Annotated in this window: 14 protein-coding genes; 9 read left to right on the plus strand and 5 right to left on the minus strand. The window is 56.6% G+C overall.

All coding sequences use genetic code 11. The annotated features are described in order from the left end of the window. The first annotated feature begins 104 nt into the window (after positions 1-104). The gene (locus tag ABWV47_RS11665) at positions 105-5537 is read left to right on the plus strand and encodes an alpha-2-macroglobulin family protein (RefSeq protein WP_353311899.1); all 5433 of its coding nucleotides are present in this window, start codon (positions 105-107) and stop codon (positions 5535-5537) included. A 1-nt stretch (position 5538) separates the two neighbouring features. Further along, complete coding sequence (gene pbpC, locus ABWV47_RS11670) at positions 5539-7578, plus strand: penicillin-binding protein 1C (protein WP_353311901.1); 2040 nt, start codon at positions 5539-5541, stop codon at positions 7576-7578. 125 nt (positions 7579-7703) lie between these two features. On the opposite strand, the gene ABWV47_RS11675 is transcribed toward pbpC, so the two are convergent. Beyond that, on the minus strand, positions 7704-8879 hold the full coding sequence (locus ABWV47_RS11675; protein WP_353311903.1) for an acetyl-CoA C-acyltransferase family protein: 1176 nt from the start codon (positions 8877-8879) through the stop codon (positions 7704-7706). Positions 8880-9039: 160 nt separating this feature from the next. Between ABWV47_RS11675 and ABWV47_RS11680 the strand changes: the two genes are divergently transcribed. Further along, complete coding sequence (locus ABWV47_RS11680; protein WP_353311905.1) at positions 9040-9597, plus strand: helix-turn-helix domain-containing protein; 558 nt, start codon at positions 9040-9042, stop codon at positions 9595-9597. Positions 9598-9693: 96 nt separating this feature from the next. On the opposite strand, the gene ABWV47_RS11685 is transcribed toward ABWV47_RS11680, so the two are convergent. Beyond that, positions 9694-10341: a hypothetical protein gene (locus tag ABWV47_RS11685; RefSeq protein WP_353311907.1), complete on the minus strand. Its 648-nt coding sequence runs from the start codon at positions 10339-10341 to the stop codon at positions 9694-9696. Positions 10342-10552: 211 nt separating this feature from the next. Here ABWV47_RS11685 and ABWV47_RS11690 point away from each other — a divergent pair, with 211 nt between their 5' ends. From ABWV47_RS11690 to ABWV47_RS11700, 3 genes are all read left to right on the plus strand, one after another. Next, positions 10553-11740, plus strand: a complete 1188-nt coding sequence (locus ABWV47_RS11690; RefSeq protein ID WP_353311909.1) for a glycine C-acetyltransferase — start codon at positions 10553-10555, stop codon at positions 11738-11740. 14 nt (positions 11741-11754) lie between these two features. Then, positions 11755-12783 (plus strand): L-threonine 3-dehydrogenase, encoded by a 1029-nt coding sequence (gene tdh / locus ABWV47_RS11695; protein WP_353312106.1) that lies wholly within the window; start codon positions 11755-11757, stop codon positions 12781-12783. 145 nt (positions 12784-12928) lie between these two features. Further along, positions 12929-14752: a hypothetical protein gene (locus tag ABWV47_RS11700; RefSeq protein WP_353311911.1), complete on the plus strand. Its 1824-nt coding sequence runs from the start codon at positions 12929-12931 to the stop codon at positions 14750-14752. A gap of 29 nt (positions 14753-14781) precedes the next feature. Here ABWV47_RS11700 and ABWV47_RS11705 read toward each other — a convergent pair whose 3' ends face one another. Then, entirely contained in the window at positions 14782-15237 is a 456-nt protein-coding gene (locus ABWV47_RS11705) for a MarR family winged helix-turn-helix transcriptional regulator (RefSeq protein WP_353311913.1), read from the minus strand. Continuing rightward, positions 15224-16372, minus strand: coding sequence for an Acg family FMN-binding oxidoreductase (locus ABWV47_RS11710; protein WP_353311915.1), 1149 nt, complete (start codon positions 16370-16372; stop codon positions 15224-15226). Before ABWV47_RS11710 ends, ABWV47_RS11705 begins: the two co-directional genes overlap by 14 nt. A gap of 262 nt (positions 16373-16634) precedes the next feature. Here ABWV47_RS11710 and ABWV47_RS11715 point away from each other — a divergent pair, with 262 nt between their 5' ends. The 3 genes from ABWV47_RS11715 (at position 16635) to ABWV47_RS11725 (ending at position 18647) form a co-directional block, all read left to right on the plus strand. Then, on the plus strand, positions 16635-16913 hold the full coding sequence (locus tag ABWV47_RS11715) for a hypothetical protein (RefSeq protein WP_353311917.1): 279 nt from the start codon (positions 16635-16637) through the stop codon (positions 16911-16913). Positions 16914-16959: 46 nt separating this feature from the next. After that, positions 16960-17604, plus strand: a complete 645-nt coding sequence (locus tag ABWV47_RS11720) for a GNAT family N-acetyltransferase (protein WP_353311919.1) — start codon at positions 16960-16962, stop codon at positions 17602-17604. Between the two features lie 86 nt (positions 17605-17690). Further along, positions 17691-18647 carry a PLP-dependent cysteine synthase family protein gene (locus tag ABWV47_RS11725; protein WP_353311921.1) on the plus strand — a complete coding sequence of 319 codons (957 nt, stop codon included), beginning with the start codon at positions 17691-17693 and terminating at the stop codon, positions 18645-18647. Here ABWV47_RS11725 and ABWV47_RS11730 read toward each other — a convergent pair. Next, on the minus strand, positions 18644-19426 hold the full coding sequence (locus tag ABWV47_RS11730) for an aminoglycoside phosphotransferase family protein (RefSeq protein WP_353311923.1): 783 nt from the start codon (positions 19424-19426) through the stop codon (positions 18644-18646). The genes ABWV47_RS11725 and ABWV47_RS11730 overlap by 4 nt on opposite strands. Between the last annotated feature and the right edge of the window lie 134 nt (positions 19427-19560).

Raw genomic sequence — 19560 nt, forward strand, 5'->3', positions numbered from 1 at the left:
CTTAGAGTCGATGAATATCTGCTTAACTCGCGCAGTGAGTTATCAGCATTGCATTGCTCAGCCGGGCCGTGGCACCATCAAGGTATTGGTTGAGGGAGAATAAAATGTTTCGGATTTTCGCCGCATGTGCGCTTGTCGTGACTGGTAGTTTTGCCAGTGCTCAAGACAGCTATATCCCTGATCGCAGAATCGTTGTCAGCCGTGACGTGGATTTCTACGGATCCGATCTGCAGAACATTTTTGATACCACCTATGAGGCCTGTGTTTCGAATTGTTTGAGCAGATCAAACTGCGTGGCTTTCACTTTCAACCAAAAATCAAAAGCTTGTTTTCCCAAATCTGCAATTAGCGACAAACAACCATATGACGGGGCTTTGTCCGCTGAAGTGATGACCCCACCTGCTTTGATGGTCGATGCCGCCTTTGAGCGTGCCGCAGAACTGTCGTTTCTAAGAACCACCGAGCTCGAACGTGCAAAGGATCTGGCTGCAAATATTGGACGCTATCATGCGGGTGGGCCTTGGACGGTTGAAGAAATGGTAGCGGCTGCAAAGGATCGCCGGAGCGAGGGCAACCTGCTAAGCGCGATGCGTTGGACCGGCGGTGCGCTTGGTAAGTCGGAGCGAAGCGACCTATGGGCAGAATATGCTCGACTCAACGCTGAATTAAAAAGCGAGAAAGCTTCTGAGACACGTACGTATCGCGAACGAGCTTTCCTCAGTGCTATTAACGCCTATCTACGCTCGGATTCAGCAAACGCTCGTGTGAACGCGTTGCTTCTCCTGTCGGATCAACTTGAAACGCAAGAGCGTGGCAAATCGGTTCTCAAGAGTTTGCGTTTGGCAGAGACAATGTCTCAACGTGACGAAGTGACGACACGGCTCTCAGATGCAATTGCCAAATATGGTTTCCGTGTTTCAGATCATCAGGTCTCAAGTGATTTGGAAGCACCGCGGTTTTGTGCTGAGTTCAACGAGCCACTTATCAAAGTTGGCCAAGACTATGCGCCGTTTGTGAAGGTGGCGGACAGCCGTTTGGCCATCCAGGTGGAAGAGCAGCAAATCTGTGTTGAGGGCCTGACCCACGGCCAACAGATTGAAGTAACCTTTAGGGAAGGCTTGCCTGCTCAAAGTGGTGAGACGTTGATCAAAGACACAACTGTGCGAGCCTACGTCCGTGACCGGAGTCCTAAGGTTGCTTTTGCGGGCCGAGCTTATGTTCTGCCCAGAAATTCTGACGTCGGCGTACCCGTTGAAACGGTCAATCTGGATGAGATCACCCTTACGCTACAGCGAGTGAATGACCGAAATCTATTGCGCGCCATACAAGACAGCTATTTTGGGCAACCGTTGAGTTATTGGCAGATCGACGACTTCGCTCAGGATGTTGCGGAAACAATCTGGACTGGTTCTGGCCAGGTTGAGAACGCACTAAACCAAACCATGACAACGCGCCTGCCGATGGCGGAGATTGTGCAGGGTCAACCGGCAGGGGTGTATGCGCTGACTGCGGATGTGCCTGGGGCTGACAAATACGATGAAACTTCCGCAACGCAATGGTTCTTGCTGTCAGATGTGGGTGTCACCACGCTATCAGGTACGGACGGGCTGCATGTTTTTGTACGTCACCTCGCAGATGCTTCTGCTTGGGGTGATGCCAAGGTGACTTTGCTTTCGCGGGCCAATCGCGTGCTTGGAGAATTGGAGACCAATGGCGAAGGCTACGCCATGTTCGACGCTGGGTTGAGCCGGGGCCAAGGATCATCCGCACCTGCGCTTGTGATGGTCCAATCTGATGATGATTTTTCTTTCCTATCGTTAACAGATCCCGCCTTTGATTTGTCGGACCGCGGTGTGGAAGGGCGTCCAGCTGCTCCGCCTGTGGATGTGTTTGTCACCACTGACCGAGGCGCTTATCGGGCAGGTGAAACAATCTTCGCCACCGCGCTTGCGCGAGGCGCGTTCGCGCAAGCTCTACCCGGATTGCCGATTACAGCGATTTTGACGCGGCCCGATGGCGTGGAGTACAGCCGAATTGCGTCGGTTGATGGCGCAGCAGGAGGCCATGTTTTTGAGCTGCCTTTGGGGGCGACAGTTCCCAGAGGGCGCTGGACGATTGATTTTAAGTCAGACTTGGATGCGCCAGCGCTGGCGACTGCCAAAGTGCTCGTTGAAGATTTCTTGCCGGAGCGAATCGACTTTGAGCTGACAGCGCCTGAGACACCTTTTGATCCGGATGCGGAAACGACTCTGGCTCTGGATGCTCGGTATTTGTTTGGCGCGCCTGCGGCAAATCTGAACGCCGAAGGTCAGGTGACGCTACAGGTGAGAGATGACATTATCGGTTTTGATGGCTTCCGTTTTGGTCGCTACGACACGCCATTCTATGGGAAAACCGAGTATTTTTATGGTGAGGTAACGGACCGCGATGGGCATGCGGATCTCTTTGTCCCGCTGCCAGATCAAGATGCGCAGGGGCGTCCTTTGTCGGCAGAGGTGACCGTTCGGGTGCTGGAAGGGTCTGGGCGGCCTGTCGAGCGGAAAATCAGCCACCCGGTAGCCGCGAAGACGCCACTCATTGGGATAAAGCCACTCTTTAAAGGCGACGTTGTGAGTGAAGGCAGTCGTGTGGACTTTGAAGTTGTTGGACTGAACCCAGATTTGACGGCTGCCAACATGCCTGTGCGCTGGACGGTGAACCGGGTTGAGACCCGGTATCAATGGTATCAACTGGGCGGGCGTTGGGAGTGGGAGCCAACAACAAGCCGCAAAGCTGTTGCGCAGGGCGCAGCCACCTTGTCAGGTGACGTTTTGACACTGGGCGCAGATGTTGATTGGGGGCGGTATGAGATTGTTGTGACGCAAGAAGGCGGGGCCTATGTTTCAAGTGCCGTGGAGTTTTTTGCGGGGTGGTATGCTCCTGCCGATGCTACCGAAACGCCAGATACCGTTGAGCTGTCACTGAACTCGGAGATCTATCGCAGTGGCGATCTTGCGCAATTGCGTTTGGTGCCTCGGTTTGCCGGAAAAGCGCTGATTTCTGTGATGTCCAATCGCCTGATTTCGATGAAAGCCGTTGATGTGATTGCAGGTGAAAATCTCATTGAATTGGAGGTCACCGACGATTGGGGTGCTGGGGCCTATGTGACCGCTTCAGTGATCCGGCCTAGCGATGTAGAGGCAGGGCAAAACCCAAGCCGCGCACTGGGTGTGCGTTATGCGCAAGTCGACCCAAGCGCAAAGCAGCTTGAGGTGGCGTTTGATGCTCCTGTCACTACGGATCCAAGAGGCTCTTTGGATATTGGCATCCAAGTGGAGGGAATCGCCTCGGGCGAAACAGCTTTTGTTACGCTCGCCGCTGTGGACGTCGGCATTCTCAACCTGACCCGCTTTGACAGTCCTGATCCCTCCGATCACTACTTTGGCCAGCGTAGGCTCGGGATGGAAATTCGCGACATATATGGGCGTTTGATCAACGGTTTGTCAGGCGACATGGGCACATTGCGCTCGGGGGGGGATGCCAACGCTGGTGTTGGGTTTGACTCACCGCCCCCTACGGAAGAGCTCGTGGCCTACTTTCAAGGACCAATTGCCGTGTCTGAGGATGGCACTGCTCAGGTGCGCTTTGATTTACCAGAGTTCAACGGATCGGTGCGTTTGATGGCTGTAGCGTGGTCGCCATCTGCTGTCGGTCAAGCCGAAGCTGAGGTCTTGGTCCGCGATCCAGTGGTGGTCACCGCAAGCGTGCCTCGTTTCTTGGCGCCAGGGGATGAAAGCCGCCTGCTGTTGGAATTTGTGCATGCCGACGGGTCCGCTGGTCGGATGGGTTTGGATGTGGCGGCACAAGGTGTAACAATCGACGCAGCCAGTGTTCCATCCGGTTTGGATCTGGAAGAGTTGGGCTCGGCCCGTTTTTCTATTCCCATTGTTGCGGATGACATAGGCGATCACAGTCTGCGCATCGCTCTGACCACGCCTGATGGCAAACAGTTAGTGAAAACACTTACGTTGCCCGTGCGGTTGAACGACCCGGAGATCAGTGAAACACGACAGGTGTCGCTTGGTGTTGGCGAGCAGCTCACCCTTGTCGCAGATATGTTTGCAGACCTGCGCCCGGGCACAGCAGAGCTTGTGGTTTCTTCTGGGGCTCTGGCCCGTTTTGATGCGCCGGGATTGTTGCAAGCCTTGGATCGCTATCCCTACGGCTGCACGGAGCAAGTGACATCGCAAACGCTGCCTCTGTTGTATTTTGAGGAGGTCGCAGAGGCATTGGATATCGTGCCAGCTGGGGACATTGATCAACGTATTGCAGAATCCATAGACCGGGTGTTGACCCGTCAGTCCAGCAACGGAGCTTTTGGGTTATGGCGTGCCGCGTCCGGGGATTTTTGGCTGGATGCCTACGTGAGCGACTTTCTGTCCCGTGCGAGGGTGCAAGGGCATTTGGTGCCGGAGGTGGCGTTTAAGCAGGCCATGAACAATCTGCGCAATCGAGTGAATTATGCGCCGGACTTTGACAATGGCGGTGAGGATTTAGCATATGCGCTTTTGGTCTTGGCCCGTGAGGGGGCTGCCGCGATGGGTGATCTGCGGTACTATGCAGATACCAAAGGCGAGGCGTTCGCGACACCGTTGGCTGCAGCGCAACTCGGTGCGGCTTTGGCGCTCTATGGCGACCAAACGCGGGCTGATGACATGTTCCGCATCGCAGCGCGTAAGATCACGGCGCTTGAGGCCGACGAAAAGCCGTTGTGGCGCGCGGATTACGGCACCTCTCTGCGGGATACGGCAGGTGCATTGGCGCTCGCTCTTGAGGCCGGAAGTGAAGCCTTGGACGTCGAGACGCTGTTGCAGCGCGTGTCGGGACCAGATCGGGTCCTATCGACACAGGAGTCTGCGTGGTCATTGATGGCGGCGCATGCGTTGATTGAGGATGACACGCGCAACAACTTGAGCCTGAATGGGAGGGCGCTTGACGGCCCGCTTCTACAACAATTTTCGGATCGCGATTTTGCTGAGGATATCGCCCTGCGCAACGAGGGGAACTCACCGGACAGAATTACCGTGACCACGGTTGGTGTGCCGCTATTCCCAATTGTGGAAAGTGGCTACGGATACCGACTGACGCGTGAATATTACACGTTGGAAGGTCAATTGGTTGATGCGGGTTCGGTTACGGCGGGAACGCGTTTGGTTGCGGTTTTGACGGTCGATCCAAGTAGCGCAGTTGGCGCGCGCCTTATGGTCAATGACCCCCTTCCAGCTGGATTTGAGATCGACAATCCAAACTTATTGGGCAGCGGGGACGTACAGGCTTTGGACTGGCTTAACTTGACCACTGCTGATCATAGTGAGTTCCGCGCTGACCGTTTTTTGGCGGCAGTGGATTGGCGCTCCGATAAATCGTTTCAGCTTGCCTATATGGTGCGGGCTGTGAGCCCTGGAGACTATCACCACCCCGCTGCGTCCGTGGAGGACATGTATCGCCCGCAATATCGCGCCAATACCTCGGCTACGCGTCTTGTCGTAGGCGAGTAAGGTGCGGATTTGGCTCTTTCTTTTGGTTGGTGGCCTACTTGTGGCTGCTGCCGGAAGAGATTGGCTGGATCGATGGGTAGACCGCACTGAGCTGCCAGTATTGATGGCTGACACGTCCGTGGAGGTGGTCGATCGAGACGGACGTTTGTTGCGCGCCTATACGGTTGATAACGGACTATGGCGTTTGGGGGCGGGGCAGGATGCTGTTGAGGCACGATACATCAACATGCTGGTGGCCTATGAGGATAGACGGTTTTGGCGGCACAAAGGTATTGATTTAAGAGCCTTTGTCCGTGCTGCAGGTCAAGCGATTTTGCACGGGCGAGTGGTGTCTGGGGGCTCCACGCTGACGATGCAGGCGGCACGCCTTTTGGAGGATTCTGGGACAGGGGCATGGCAAGGTAAGCTGCGCCAAATCCGCGTGGCCTTGGCGTTGGAACGCCGGTTGTCCAAACAAGAGATTCTGCAGATTTATCTGACACATGCGCCGTTTGGCGGGAATCTCGAGGGGGTCCGCGCGGCGACGTTGTCATGGTTTGGTAAGGAGCCGCATCGATTGACCTCGGCGGAGGCGGCGTTGTTGGTGGCATTGCCCCAGAGCCCAAATGCGCGACGGCCAGATCGGCACCCGAAAGCGGCAGAGATTGCACGAGACCGGGTGTTGTATGTTGCTGAAAAGCAGGGAGTTTTAACCCCAGAAGAGGTCTTGTCAGCACAGATGACACCTCTTCCGGGCGCGCGTCAGGGATTTCCGGCGCTGGCACCACATTTGTCAGATCGTGCGGTGCGCGCTGCGCCCGGAGCTGTATGGCACAAGTTGACTGTGGACTTAGACGTGCAAAAGGCATTGGAGCGCTTGTCCGTGGACGTGGTGCGCGGGTTGGGGAGGCGGCTGTCTGTGGCGGTTGTCGTTGCGGACCACCAGACCGGTGAGATTCTCGCCTCAGTGGGATCTGCGGGCTTCTCGGCCGCGGATGATCGGCACGGTTTCATTGACATGACGCAGGCAAAACGTTCACCCGGGTCAACGCTTAAGCCGTTGGTTTACGGTCTTTCTTTTGACCAAGGCTTGGTTCATCCAGAGAGCTTGATTTCCGATACGCCAGTGCGGTTTGGACGGTATGTGCCGCAAAACTTTGATGGGCGATTCCGAGGTGAATTGAGGGTTAGAGACGCGTTGGAACAATCGTTGAATATTCCGGTTGTGATGCTCACTGAGGAGCTTGGACCGGCCAATTTGATGGCGGCAATGCGACGGGCTGGCATGGCGCCGGATGTGCCCGGCGGTGCGGCTGGGTTGGCGGTTGCGTTGGGCGGAGTGGGGGTGTCTCTGGAAGAACTGGTGACGCTCTATGCGATGATCCCGCAAGGCGGAGTGGAACGGCCGCTACATTGGCGGATGGGAGAAAAAGTCGATGTAAGACAGCAGGTTATCAGTCGATCAGCGGCGTGGCATTTGGGACATATCCTGTCAGGGATTGCGCCACCAAAAGGGGCTCCGCGCAATGGGTTGGCGTATAAGACCGGAACGTCTTATGGGCATCGCGACACGTGGGCGATTGGCTTTGACGGTAAGCACGTTGCAGGGGTTTGGATTGGGCGGCCAGATGGCACGCCGGTGCCCGGCGCATTTGGCGCTGAGGTTGCAGCGCCGGTGCTGTTTGAGGTGTTTCAACGGCTGAAGCCAAAGCTTGATGTTTTGCCGCCACCACCGCCTGAAACGCTGATGGTTGGCAACGGTCAACTGCCTGAACCACTTAAGAGATTTCGGGGCCGAAATGCAGTCTTTGCAGCCCCGAAAGATGCCTTGGAATTGGCGTTTCCGCCAGAAGGCGCGCGGCTGTCTGGTGTTGAAGATGGCGTGACGATCAAAGTCAAAAACGCCGTTCTACCGCTGACCTTTCTGGCCAATGGCGCGCCGGTGATCACAGACGCGCGGGCGACGGATGTGATCTTACCTATGGATGGAAAGGGCAGCGCAACAGTCACGGTGATCGACGCTAAGGGGCGCTCTGATCGGGTGACGTTCTGGGTGGATTAACCAAATTTGGCAACGTCGGTATTGCGTCGGTATCACGACTGTTTTGCGGAGGTGGCGCAAAACAGTGCGGCCAAGGCGTTAACCTTTGGTCGCACTGATGTCTTTTGCACGTATTTGTGCGCGATTTAGATGCGCTCGATTGCGATTGCGATGCCCTGACCGCCGCCGATGCACATGGTGATCAGACCTTTGGAGCCACCCGTGCGATCCAGTTCATACATCGCCTTCACGGTGATGATCGCGCCGGTTGCACCCACAGGGTGGCCAAGTGCAATGGCGCCGCCGTTTGGATTGACTTTGGCGGGGTCCAGACCAAGGCCCTTGTTCACGGCAATCGCTTGGGCGGCGAAAGCTTCGTTGGATTCAATCACGTCAAAATCGGTGATCGACAGACCGGTTTTGGTAAGCAGATTCTGTACCGCAGGCACCGGGCCAATGCCCATGACCTCCGGACGGACGCCAGCGTGCGCATATCCCAACACGCGGAACTTCGGTGTCAGGCCTGCTTTCTCTGCGGCTTCTGCGCGGGCCAGAACAATGGCGCCAGCACCGTCGTTGATGCCGGACGCATTGCCAGCCGTGACGCGACCGTCTTTCTTAAATACGGTGCGCAGCTTGCCCAGGCTTTCCATGGTGGAGGCGGTTGGGTGCTCGTCACGCGCAAATGGCACCATGTCCCGTTTCACTTTGACATCAATCGGCACGATTTGATCATCAAAATATCCGGCCTCGATGGCAGCCGCGGCGCGCTCTTGGCTGGCCAGTGCAAAGGCATCCATATCTTCGCGGGTCACGTTGTGCTCATCCGCGACATTCTCAGCGGTGACACCCATGTGGCCGGTGCCAAACGGGCAGTTCAGCGCGCCAAGCATCATGTCCAGCGTTTTCACGTCGCCCATCTTCTGGCCCCAGCGCTGGGACTGCATGATGTAAGGCGAGCGGGACATGTTTTCCGCACCACCAGCGAGGGCGAAATCCGCATCACCCAGCATCAGGGATTGGGTGGCCGACACAATGGCCTGCGCGCCGGAGCCGCAGAGGCGGTTCACGTTCATCGCAGGCGTTGTGTCTGGAATGCCGGCCTGCATTGCCGCAACACGCGACATATACATGTCGCGCGGCTCAGTATTGATCACGTGTCCAAAGACAACTTGGCCGATTTGGCCGCCTTCGACACCTGCGGTTTCCATGGCCGCTTTGGCAACGGTTGCGCCCAGATCAATCGGGGCGGTGTTAGCCAAAGAGCCGCCAAAGGTGCCAATGGCGGTGCGTGCGCCGCCGAGAATTACGATGTCCGACATGTGTCGTCTCCTCATGAAATCGTGTTGGGGGTAGTATGCAGGCGCAGCATGGCGGAGTCAGCAGGAACGGCGCGTCACAGTGTGTGTTCCCGTAGTCCTACGGAGAATGACACAGGTGTCCTGATTGACAAAGCACGGAGGATCACCGCATTTGTGGAGCATGGATAACGACTTGCCCATCCTCGATCTTTTGCCCACGCGCCTGCGTGAGGCGCGCCGCAGCCAAGGGCTGTCGCTGGATGCTGTCGCCAAGCTGTCTGGTGTCAGCCGCTCTATGGTGAGCCAGATTGAGCGTGGTGAAAGCAGCCCGACGATTGCGACCTTGTGGAATCTAACCCGTGCGCTTCAGGTGGATTTTGCCGGGCTGCTGGATGCAGAGGCCACCGATAAGGTGGAAGTTTTACGCGCCAGTGATGTGCCGCGCTTTGACAATATGGGACATCTTTGTCTCATTCGGATCTTGTCGCCGCCAGAGGATGTTGGGGGTCATGAGGTCTATGACATTGCCTTTGAAGCGGGGGGCAGCCTGAAGAGTGCGCCGCACAAACGCGGGGCCACCGAACAGTTGACCGTGCTTGAGGGCGCGGTGAAGGTCAGCAGCGGGGCTGCGGTGCAGACGTTGGCGGAGGGTGACACCGCGCGCTATGCGGCGGATGTGGCGCACAGCATTGAGGCGTCCGAGGCTGCGCGGGTGTTTTTGATTGTGAAGAATGCTTGAGATAACTGCGCGCCGCTGGGGTAAACTGGACAAGTAGGCATCATAACACTTGAGACGTCTGTCCTCACACATCGTCTCAAGTGTTTGCCAGACATCTTAGTTGAGGTTTACGCAGAGCGCGGCTCCGAACCCAAGAGACGTTTGTGTTGAAGCTTCCTGAAAATGACAGTTATGGTCTTTGCCGGAGAGAGACGCATCTGACTTTTCGCCGTGTAAACGCGCTACGGCATTGTTTGCCAACATATCGCAAAGTCCGTTTCCTTTTTTGAGTAAATCTTGGGCCTCATTATAGGTTAGAAGCCGTTGGCCTTCCGCACAGTCTCCACTATTGTTGTCCACGACTTTTACATCTGTGAGTGCGATGTCAATTTTCGTGCAAAGCGCCGCGCCCATGCCGCGGCTGTCGTCCTGAAAAGTTGAGCACTGGTAGCCAGGCCCGCCCATGGAACCACCACCCGCCAGTCTGGCAATGTCCCAAGTTGCAAGGTGGCTGCAAATGCCCGGATCTCCAACATACCCGGGATCATTAGGGTCGGTTGAGCGTTTTTTGCCAGTAGACGCCTCTTCAAAGGTAATGTGACGTTGGCCGTCGTTGCAGGCTCCAAGATTGCCAATTTTTTCAATTGGGAGGTCAGCGGCAAAGACAGCATTGGAAAGGCCGATTGAAACGCAAACAAAAGCTGCGCCGAACGAATTAACATACATGATTTTGGTCTCGTTTAATCGATTTATGGAAAACGTCAAAATTCTTGAGTGACTACACTCTAGGGGAGAGTATGCGAGGTCAGTGCTTCGCGAAAAGTGCGGTTTCCCAGACCCAAACGAAAGATTTTTTTGATGGGGTGGGAGCGAATGGTCTCTTAGTTCAAAATTCCGCTATGATAGAGGAAATTCCCTCTTCACGGAGGTATATCCGTTATGGTAGATGCATGTCTATCATAATGGAGATTCCCTGATGTCTGATGCATTCCTGTCCAATATCCGTGACACGCTGACCACGATTGAGGCCGAAGGGCTGATGAAAAAGGAACGCATGATCACCTCGCCTCAGGGCGGGGAGATTGCGGTGGGGGATCGTGAGGTCATCAACCTGTGCGCCAACAACTATCTGGGACTGGCGGATAATCCGGCGCTGATTGATGCGGCTAAAGGTGCGATGGAGCCGCGCGGGTTTGGCATGGCGTCTGTGCGGTTTATCTGCGGCACACAGGACATTCACCGGGAGCTTGAGAAAACGCTGGCGGCGTTTCTGGGCAAGGACGATTCGATCCTGTTTGCGGCCTGTTTTGATGCCAACGGAGGCCTGTTTGAGCCGCTGTTGACGGCGGAAGACGCGATTGTGTCTGACAGTCTGAACCACGCGTCGATCATTGATGGTATCCGGCTGTGCAAGGCGAAACGCTATCGGTATGCCAACAACGATATGGGTGACCTGGAGGCGATGCTGCAGCATGCGCGCAACGAAGGCGCGCGGCACATTATGATTGCCACCGATGGGGTGTTTTCCATGGACGGCTATCTGGCGAACCTGCCGGAGATCACGCGGTTGGCGAAGCAGTATGACGCCGTGGTGATGGTGGATGATTGCCATGCCACCGGGTTTATGGGGCCAAACGGCGCGGGCACGCCGGATCATTTTGGCGTGGACGTTGATATTCTCACCGGGACATTGGGCAAAGCCCTTGGGGGGGCGATTGGCGGTTACATCGCGGGGCCGCAGCCAGTGATCGACCTGCTGCGGCAGCGGGCGCGGCCCTATCTGTTCTCCAATTCGCTGCCGCCCAGCATTGTGGCCGCCGGGATCGAAGCGATCCGGCTGGTTGAAGAGGGCGCAGAGATGCGGGCGCGGTTGTTTGAGAATGCGGCCTATTGGCGGGCGGGGTTGGAGACGCTTGGCTTTGACATACTGCCGGGTGAGCATCCGATCATTCCGGTGATGCTGGGTGAGGCGCAATTGGCGCAGGATATGGCGGCGGGGTTATTTGAAGAGGGGGTCTATGTGTCAGGCTTCTTCTTTCCGGTGGTGCCCCGTGGACAGGCGCGCATTCGCACTCAGATGAATGCAGCGCTGACACGTGATGAGTTGGATCGGGCGCTGGCGGCCTTTGGCAAAGTTGGCAAAGCGCTGGGCGTGATTTCATGACAAAACCCAACACAATGACGGCGCTTGAAAAATCCAAACCTGAGGAAGGGCTGTGGATGGTGCAGGCGCCGGTGCCGGAGATTGGCGCCGACGAGGTGCTGATCAAGGTCAACAAGACCGGGATTTGCGGCACAGACATCCACATCTGGAACTGGGACGATTGGGCCAGCGCGACGGTGCCGGTGCCGATGATCACCGGGCATGAGTTTGCCGGAGAGATTGTCGAGATCGGCCGCAATGTGGATGGGCTTTCGATTGGGCAGCGCTGCTCTGGAGAAGGGCATGTCATTGGCCATGAGAGCCGACAGGCGCGGGCCGGGAAATTTCATCTGGACCCGGGCACGCGCGGCATTGGGGTGAACATCCAAGGCGCGTTTGCGCAATATTTGCGGCTTCCGGCGTTCAACGTTGTGCCATTGCCGAATGAAATCCCCGATGAGATCGGCGCAATTTTGGACCCGTTGGGCAATGCGGTGCACACCGCGCTGAGCTTTGATTTGCTGGGAGAGGATGTGCTGATCACAGGCGCTGGGCCGATTGGGATCATGGCGGCGGCGGTGTGCAAGCACGCGGGCGCGCGGCATGTGGTGATCACTGATATCAACCCGGATCGGTTGGCTTTGGCAGAGCATGTGGTGCCCAACGCGCGGGCGGTGAATGTGGCCAGCGAAGATTTGCACGATGTCATGCACGCGCTGGGCCTGAAGGAAGGCTTTGATGTGGGGCTGGAGATGAGCGGCAACCAAGCGGCGCTGGATCAGATGGTGGAGGCCTTGGTGATGGGCGGCAAGATTGCGCTTTTGGGCATTCCTCCGGGCAAATCGCCGGTGGACTGGAGCCGGATTGTGTTTAAGGCGATCACCATCAAAGGCGTCTATGGCCGGGAGATGTTTGAGACCTGGTACAAGATGATTGCCATGCTGCAGAACGGGTTGGATGTGTCGCGTGTGATCACCCATGAACTGCCGGTTGGGGATTTCAAAACGGGGTTTGCGGCGATGAAATCGGGCAAATCCGGCAAGGTGGTGTTGGACTGGCGTTAGGGATTGCGGGCTTGGCCCGCCTCACATCATCGATGCGACGCCCCCAGAGCCCCCAGAGACAAAAGACGCTTTGGCGCGGAAGGTATGACTTGAGCGGTGGCAAATGCTGTCGCATGGTTGGGGCCGAACAACCAAGGCGGGTGCGATGAGCCGGATAACCTCTTTTGCGCAGATCAAAAAAATGCGTGACGCGGGCGAGATCAGCAATGTGGAATGGCTGCTGATTGAGAATTGTAAGGCAGGTCGGCCCACCACTTTGAACGGTGATCGGCCAGAAAAGCCTTCGCCGAAGGTGTCAGTCCAAGCGGAGCTGTTGCGCTATCTGATTTTGGGGGGCTGTGATGTGTGTCGGGTGGATGAACTCGGGGTCCAACTAAAAGGGGCCTACATCAAAGAAAAGCTTGATTTGAGCATGTGTGAGACGCGCGGAGTGATCCTGCTTTCGGAATGTGTGTTGGATGAGGTCTTTGAAGCCGTACAGGCCACCATGGTGCAGTTGAATCTGCGGGGCAGTCTGCTGCGTTCGGGCGCAAACCTGACCGGGGCAACCGTTAGCGGAGGGATATACCTCACCTCGTCTGTCAATCGGCCAGCCTTTGAATGCCACAATGGCTTGAAGTTGATTGGGGCAAATATCAATGGCCAGTTTGCAGCGAGCGGTGGGCAGTTTCTCAACGAGACAGGGGTGGCATTGCATGGCCAGAGCTGTGTCGTTAACGGTCCAGTTTTTTTGACAGAGTCATTCTTGGCGAAAGGCGAAGTCAATTTCGAAGGAGCAAAAGTTGGCAACCTTTGGATCAAGAACGCTCACATTTCCAGCGCTCAGGTGCAAATGGATCGCAGCGGTTGGGGCCTGAATGCTCAGAGCTTGGAGGTGTCTGGGAACATTTTGATCGGGAGCGAAACTCAGGTGATTGGCGGAATTCGGCTTTCCGGCGCCGATATCAGTGGCAAACTTGAAATCGTCGATTGTCGTCTCGAGGGGTTGAGCCGGCCAAACGAGCAAACAGACCGAGCCGCTTTTGAGGCAGGCCGTGTGAAAGCCCAAAGCATCCATTGGAAAGTGGATTCTGCGAAGGGAAACGTTTCGTTCAGCGGAGCAATTTGCGACACACTCAACGACAAGCTTGATAGCTGGGAGCTCAAAACGTGGACTCGCGCTGCGACGTATAACCTTGATGGTTTTGTTTACGAGCATTTGGCCCGAGTTGGCCAGATGAAGAAGCGGATGGAATGGGCAGATAAGTCTGTGGCTCGAGATGGAGAGTTTTCGCCGCAACCTTTGTCACATTTGGCCAAAGTGTTGCGCGATATGGGACATGAAGCACAAGCACGTGTCGCCCTCGTGGCCAAAGAACGGCGCGGCGCTCAGGAACGTCGACGTCTGTTAAAGCCGGATTCGGAAGCGTTCAACGGAGGTGAGGGCGGTCTGCCGTTTCACTGGCTGGTGCGGACTGTGCTTTGGTGCTGGGACAAGGTTGTCGATATCACGGTTGGTTATGGGTATTTCCCGCAGCGGTCTGTGGTGATCCTGGCACTTTTGCTGAGTGTGGCGACCTTTGTGTTTCACCGTGCTTATGAGAGCGGATATTTCGCACCCAATTCTGGTGTGATTCTGATGTCTCATGACTGGCGGTCGGTGGCTGAGTTGCCGCGCTGCGTTGATGAGAAGTCTGACGAAGAGGCGGAGGTATGTGTGACCAACCCAGCGGAAGTCTGGTCTCGTAAGGGAGCGGCTGGTCAGGATTATGAGACCTTTAATCGCTTCGCTTATGCTGCGGATATTGTGATCCCAATTATTAACCTTGGGCAAGAAGGGGCTTGGGCGCCTTCGACCACACGCGGTGTTGAAGGACAGACCGACTGGGGCTTCATCGCTTGGTGGGCACGCTGGGTTTTGTCGCTTTGCGGCTGGTTGGTGACGGCGCTGGGTGCGGCGGCGATCACCGGGATTATTCGGCGGGACTAGGTTTTGTGCACCTGGGGTGCGCGGCCAAATCAGCCGTCGCGTTGTTTGTCCAGATAGCTGCGGACCTGTTCGAGCAGAGGCAAAGCCGCTTGGATGTTGTCAAAGGCCACATGTTCGAGCAGGGCCACCAAATCGGGGCCGAGCGCGGCAATGGCGTCTTGGCGGAAGTGAGTTCCCGCCTCTGTAATCAGGACACATTTGGATCGGGCATCTTTGGGGTTTGGTTCAAAGGTGATCAAACCCGCCTTTTTCAATCCGGATAGGGTATGTGTCAGCGATGTTTTGGGCACTTGCAGGGCGTTTGCGATCTCCAAAGGTGTGCGTCTGTCTCCCATGCGTGTCAGGTGGTTGAGCACGGTAAAGTGGGAGATCAGAAAGCCATCCGGCAGGCGGGCCTCAAACAGGCGGCTGGAGAGTTGGTGGATGATCCCGACTTCATTAAAAAATCGAAAAACGGTCGGGATCGTTTGTTCAGGTTTTGGCAATCTTTGCCTCCAGCGGCCAGCGTGGACTGGGTGCCACCTCCGGACCGTATCCGATACGCGCAAACATTTGAACCGTGCCCCCGTCTGGTGCAAGGCGGTTGTGGATGTCGGCATAGAGCGCTGCCATTTCGGGGTATTCCTGCAAGGCTTGGCTGAGTGGTTGCATCCCGAGGCCAAGAGCGGTTGTCGCCAGATTGAGACGCACCCAGTTGCGGCCGATCTCGATCTGATCGTGGCGGTGGTTTGTCGGTGACACCAGCCAGACATGGCCCATGGCGGTGTCTGTGTTGGCAAACACGGCGTCCAAGCCGGAGGTGTAGGCCACGGAGGACGTGTCGGTTGCGGTCTCACGTGAGAACAGCCCGGCAAGGCGTAAGGTTTCAAACAGGGGCCCGGTGAAGTCTATGCCGTCCGGGTTGGCATCAACCTCGCGGTGGCCAATTCGGAAGAGATCGACACTTTCTTGGTAGGTGCGTGGGGTTTCGATTTCTATGCGCAGAGCTTCATGGGACAAGCTGCGAAATGCGGCGACGTCCGCCGGGTCAGTGGAGCCGCCAAACAGAGTGTCCCCGCGGATGTGCCGGGCCAGTTGGTCGAGGATGGCGGCGTCAATCGGGTGATTTGTGTCAAACGGCTCTTTGACGGATCGGCGCGCATGCACGTGGCCAAACAACGGGTCAGCTGCGCGTGCGCTATCTTTGACAAAGCGCGCGTGAGCAACCGGGCGGGTGTCAAGACGATTGGGGTCTTCGCCATCCGGAAACACCGAAAGATCGACGCGATAGCCATCTTGCAAGGCGGCCATGCGCATGACTTCCAGAAAGCAGCCAAGGCCAATGGTGATTTGTCGATTGAAAGGGTCGGTTTCGGGCAAGAGTTTTTGCTGGTCCGCAAAGAGGGTGACTTCGTTGTCTGTGGAGAGATCTACAAGCCACGGCTGTCGGTTGTGAGGATTTGGCGCCAACAAAGCAAAAGAGAGTGCGTTTTGGCGCGGATCTACGTACGTGCCGGCCAGATCCCATGGATGCAGTGCAACGCGTGGTGATCGGGTGACCGCAAATCCTGCGGCGGCTGTGGCGGCGGTGATGACCCCCCCGCCAATGATGGCCAGCGACTTTCTGCGAGACAAGGTCATTTTTGGGTGCTCCATTTGGTTCGATATCGGATCATATAGTGCGATATCGAACTAAATTCAAGCCCGCTGAGATCACCGCCCCAAAACTGACCGGTTCCGGACCAAGGCAAAATCCAGCTGGTTAGATAGAAGTTTAACAAATGGACGGTTGAAGCCCTAAAGCAGAGACCCCATTTAAGATACGAGGCAGCGGCCCTTGTGCAGCTGTACCTCCGAGAGGTCAAAGAGAGACCTCCCGCCACCGAACACTACGAGATTTGTTATGCTGTACGCTTTGTATGTTGCGATGATGATCGCGCTCCCGGCAGGAGTGGGGGCACAGATTGTTTCGAGAAATCTAGCTCTGAAGGATCCGACACCCGGCTTCGTGCTGCTGATGTTCGCTGTAGTTCAGATGTGCGGATTGTTTTGGTTTGCCTCCAATGGCCTGTTGGCCGATAGCCGCATTGAGCTGGGAGGTTTGGTGGCCTTTGGGCTTGGCGCAGGTGTGGGTTTGTTGCTCGGTGTAAGAGACCGGGTGCGCGCGGCGGTGGTTGCTTAGGCAACCATAGCTTGCCACTGTGGCGGTGACACACAAAGGACACCGCATGCCGCAGATACCCACAGCAGAGACAGAGATCGACATCCGCGCGGCGTGTGACGCTGATCAGGATGCGCTATACGATATTGTGCTGAAGACAGGTTTGTCCGGCGGCGATGCCACGGCACTCTACCAAGATCCCAAAATGCTCGGCCATATCTACACCGCGCCCTATGTTGCATTGGCACCGGAGTTGGCATTTGTGGCCACGCTCGGCGCGCAAGTGGTTGGCTATGTTTGTGGGGTTGCGGACACGCGCCGTTTTGAGGCGCAGATGGAAGCTGATTGGTGGCCCGCGTTGCGCGCTCAGTACCAAGACCCGGATCCCACGCGGCGTGATGCATGGACGAAAGATGAAAGTCGTTGTCACTTTATCCATCATCCCCAATCAGCGCCGGCCTATGTGGCCGAGGCGTTTCCAGCGCATATGCACATGAACCTTACATCAGAGGCGCGCGGCTGCGGGTTGGGACGGCGGCTGTTTGATCATTGGATGGACGCGGCGCGGGGTGTTGGCGTTGGGCCCGTGCACATCGGAGCCAATCCGGGCAACACAGGCGGGATCGCTTTCTGGGGGCGCATGGGGTTTCAACGTCTCTTGGGACCGGATTGCGATGTTGATCCACGCACCTGTTGGATGGGACGTCTCTAGCACACGGTGTTGAGGCGTTGTCCCTTTGTCACAGGACAAGTCACCCTCAAGGTATTTGGGACGGGTTCAAAACCAAGGAGCGATTTATGACGGGACACTCCATTTTGGATGTGATCGGTGGAACACCAGCGGTCTGGCTTGACCGCATGGTCGCCGCGCGCGGTCTGGACGGGCGGATTCTGGCCAAATTGGACTATCTGAACCCTGGGTTTTCTAAGAAAGACCGTGCGGCGCTTGGCATTATTGAACTGGCCGAAACGCAAGGCGCGCTGCACCCGGGCCAGACAGTGGTGGAATTAACCAGCGGTAATATGGGCACGGGTTTGGCCATCGTTTGTGGGCAAAAAGGCTATCCGTTTGTGGCGGTGATGAGTCGCGGCAATTCGGTGGAGCGGGCGCGGATGATGATAGCGCTGGGCGCAGAGGTGATTTTGGTGGATCAGATTGCGGGATCTGTGCCGGGGCAGGTGTCAGGCGCGGATTTGGCTGAGGTTGATCGGGTGGCGCAGCAGATTGTGGCAGAGCGCGGTGCGTTTCGCGCAGATCAGTTTCACCATGTGGGCAACGCGCAGGCGCATTTTGAGACCACGGCTGCGGAGATTTGGGCAGACAGCGCGGGCACGGTGACGGCCTTTGCGGATTTCGCCGGATCAGGCGGCACCTTTGGAGGCACTGTGGCTGGGCTGCGGGCCAAAAAAGCGCAGGTGCGCGGCTATGTCGTGGAGCCAGAGGGTGCGGCGGCGTTGTCTGGCAAAGACGTGACACATGCAGATCACCCAATCCAAGGCGGCGGCTACAGTATGGCAACCTTAGATTTTCTGAGGGACACCCCTGTGGATGGTTATCTGTCGGTGACCGGCGAGGTCTCACGTGACATCGCACGGGCTTTGGCGCGGGAGGAGGGGATTTTTGGTGGGTTTTCCGCCGGGGCCAATGTGGCAGCTGCGCTGGAACTGTTGGCCGGGCCCGAAAAAGGCGGCGTTGTGGCGGTGGTGATTTGTGACAGCGGGCTGAAATATCTGTCCACGGACCTGTGGGATTAATTCAAATCGATGCGCAGTTGGGGCAAAGCAGTTTCAAACGCTGCGGCTTCCGTTTGCCAATGTGTGAGATGCCCTTCCGTGACCAGCCGTTTCGCAATGTCTTTGCCCAAAACGTGCTCCATAGCCGCAAAGTCTCCCATGTGTTGGAGCACCGTGTGCACCCAAGTCAGAAGATTTTGCATGTCCGTTTCACCATAGGCCGCACAGAGTGCGCGCAGGCGGGGGTAGTCCTGTGCGGCTTGTGTGCGTGTGACGGGTGCCAGCGTTTCATCGGCAAAGGATAGAGGTGCCATCCAATAGGCCAAATAGGCCAGATCACGCAGGCGGGGACCCGGGCCGCAGAGGTCAAAGTCCAAAATGGCGGTTGGCACGCCTTGGGTGAACACCATGTTATAAGGCGCAAAGTCGTTGTGGCAGATGACCTCGTGTTGAGAGATGTCGGGATGGACAAGCGCCCAAGAGGCACCTTTGGTGTCAAACCCTGCGGTGGCATCATGGAAGCCGCGCAGCATCTGGGCGGACGCCACAAGCGCAGCGTTGCTTTGCCACATATCTGAGGGGAACGTGGTCTGACCCTCGATGAAGGTCAACGTCTCACGCCCTTTAGAATCAATACCTAAGACCTGTGGTGCGGCGCCAAACCCATTGGCGTGCAGGTGAGACAGCAGCCTGTGATGGGTGAGGCTGTGGCGCGACATGTGGCGTCGCACGGTGTTGCCAACGCGAACAACCGTATTGATGTTGCCACCTGTCAGGGGCGTTTCGATGAAATCCGTCATGGGCCGACAAAACCCAAACTGCTAATGATTTCAAAGGAAAATATCAGACCGCTTGTTTGGCGGGGGCAGAATGCGTAGAGTTCGGGCGGGCTGAACCGATGTTCACTCTGCAGCAAAGATAGGCAGCAAGGCAA

Origin of the sequence: Shimia sp. NS0008-38b (assembly GCF_040370365.1) — a bacterium.
Taxonomy (GTDB): Bacteria; Pseudomonadota; Alphaproteobacteria; order Rhodobacterales; family Rhodobacteraceae; genus Shimia.

Coding starts and splice junctions, on each gene's coding strand:
- ABWV47_RS11725 (WP_353311921.1), top strand. CDS start 17,691: ATGACGGGACACTCCATTTTGGATGTGATCGGTGGAACACCAGCGGTC.
- tdh (WP_353312106.1), top strand. CDS start 11,755: ATGACGGCGCTTGAAAAATCCAAACCTGAGGAAGGGCTGTGGATGGTG.
- ABWV47_RS11700 (WP_353311911.1), top strand. CDS start 12,929: ATGAGCCGGATAACCTCTTTTGCGCAGATCAAAAAAATGCGTGACGCG.
- ABWV47_RS11665 (WP_353311899.1), top strand. CDS start 105: ATGTTTCGGATTTTCGCCGCATGTGCGCTTGTCGTGACTGGTAGTTTT.
- ABWV47_RS11710 (WP_353311915.1), bottom strand. CDS start 16,372: ATGACCTTGTCTCGCAGAAAGTCGCTGGCCATCATTGGCGGGGGGGTC.
- ABWV47_RS11715 (WP_353311917.1), top strand. CDS start 16,635: ATGCTGTACGCTTTGTATGTTGCGATGATGATCGCGCTCCCGGCAGGA.
- ABWV47_RS11720 (WP_353311919.1), top strand. CDS start 16,960: ATGCCGCAGATACCCACAGCAGAGACAGAGATCGACATCCGCGCGGCG.
- ABWV47_RS11680 (WP_353311905.1), top strand. CDS start 9,040: ATGGATAACGACTTGCCCATCCTCGATCTTTTGCCCACGCGCCTGCGT.
- ABWV47_RS11675 (WP_353311903.1), bottom strand. CDS start 8,879: ATGTCGGACATCGTAATTCTCGGCGGCGCACGCACCGCCATTGGCACC.
- ABWV47_RS11730 (WP_353311923.1), bottom strand. CDS start 19,426: ATGACGGATTTCATCGAAACGCCCCTGACAGGTGGCAACATCAATACG.
- ABWV47_RS11690 (WP_353311909.1), top strand. CDS start 10,553: ATGTCTGATGCATTCCTGTCCAATATCCGTGACACGCTGACCACGATT.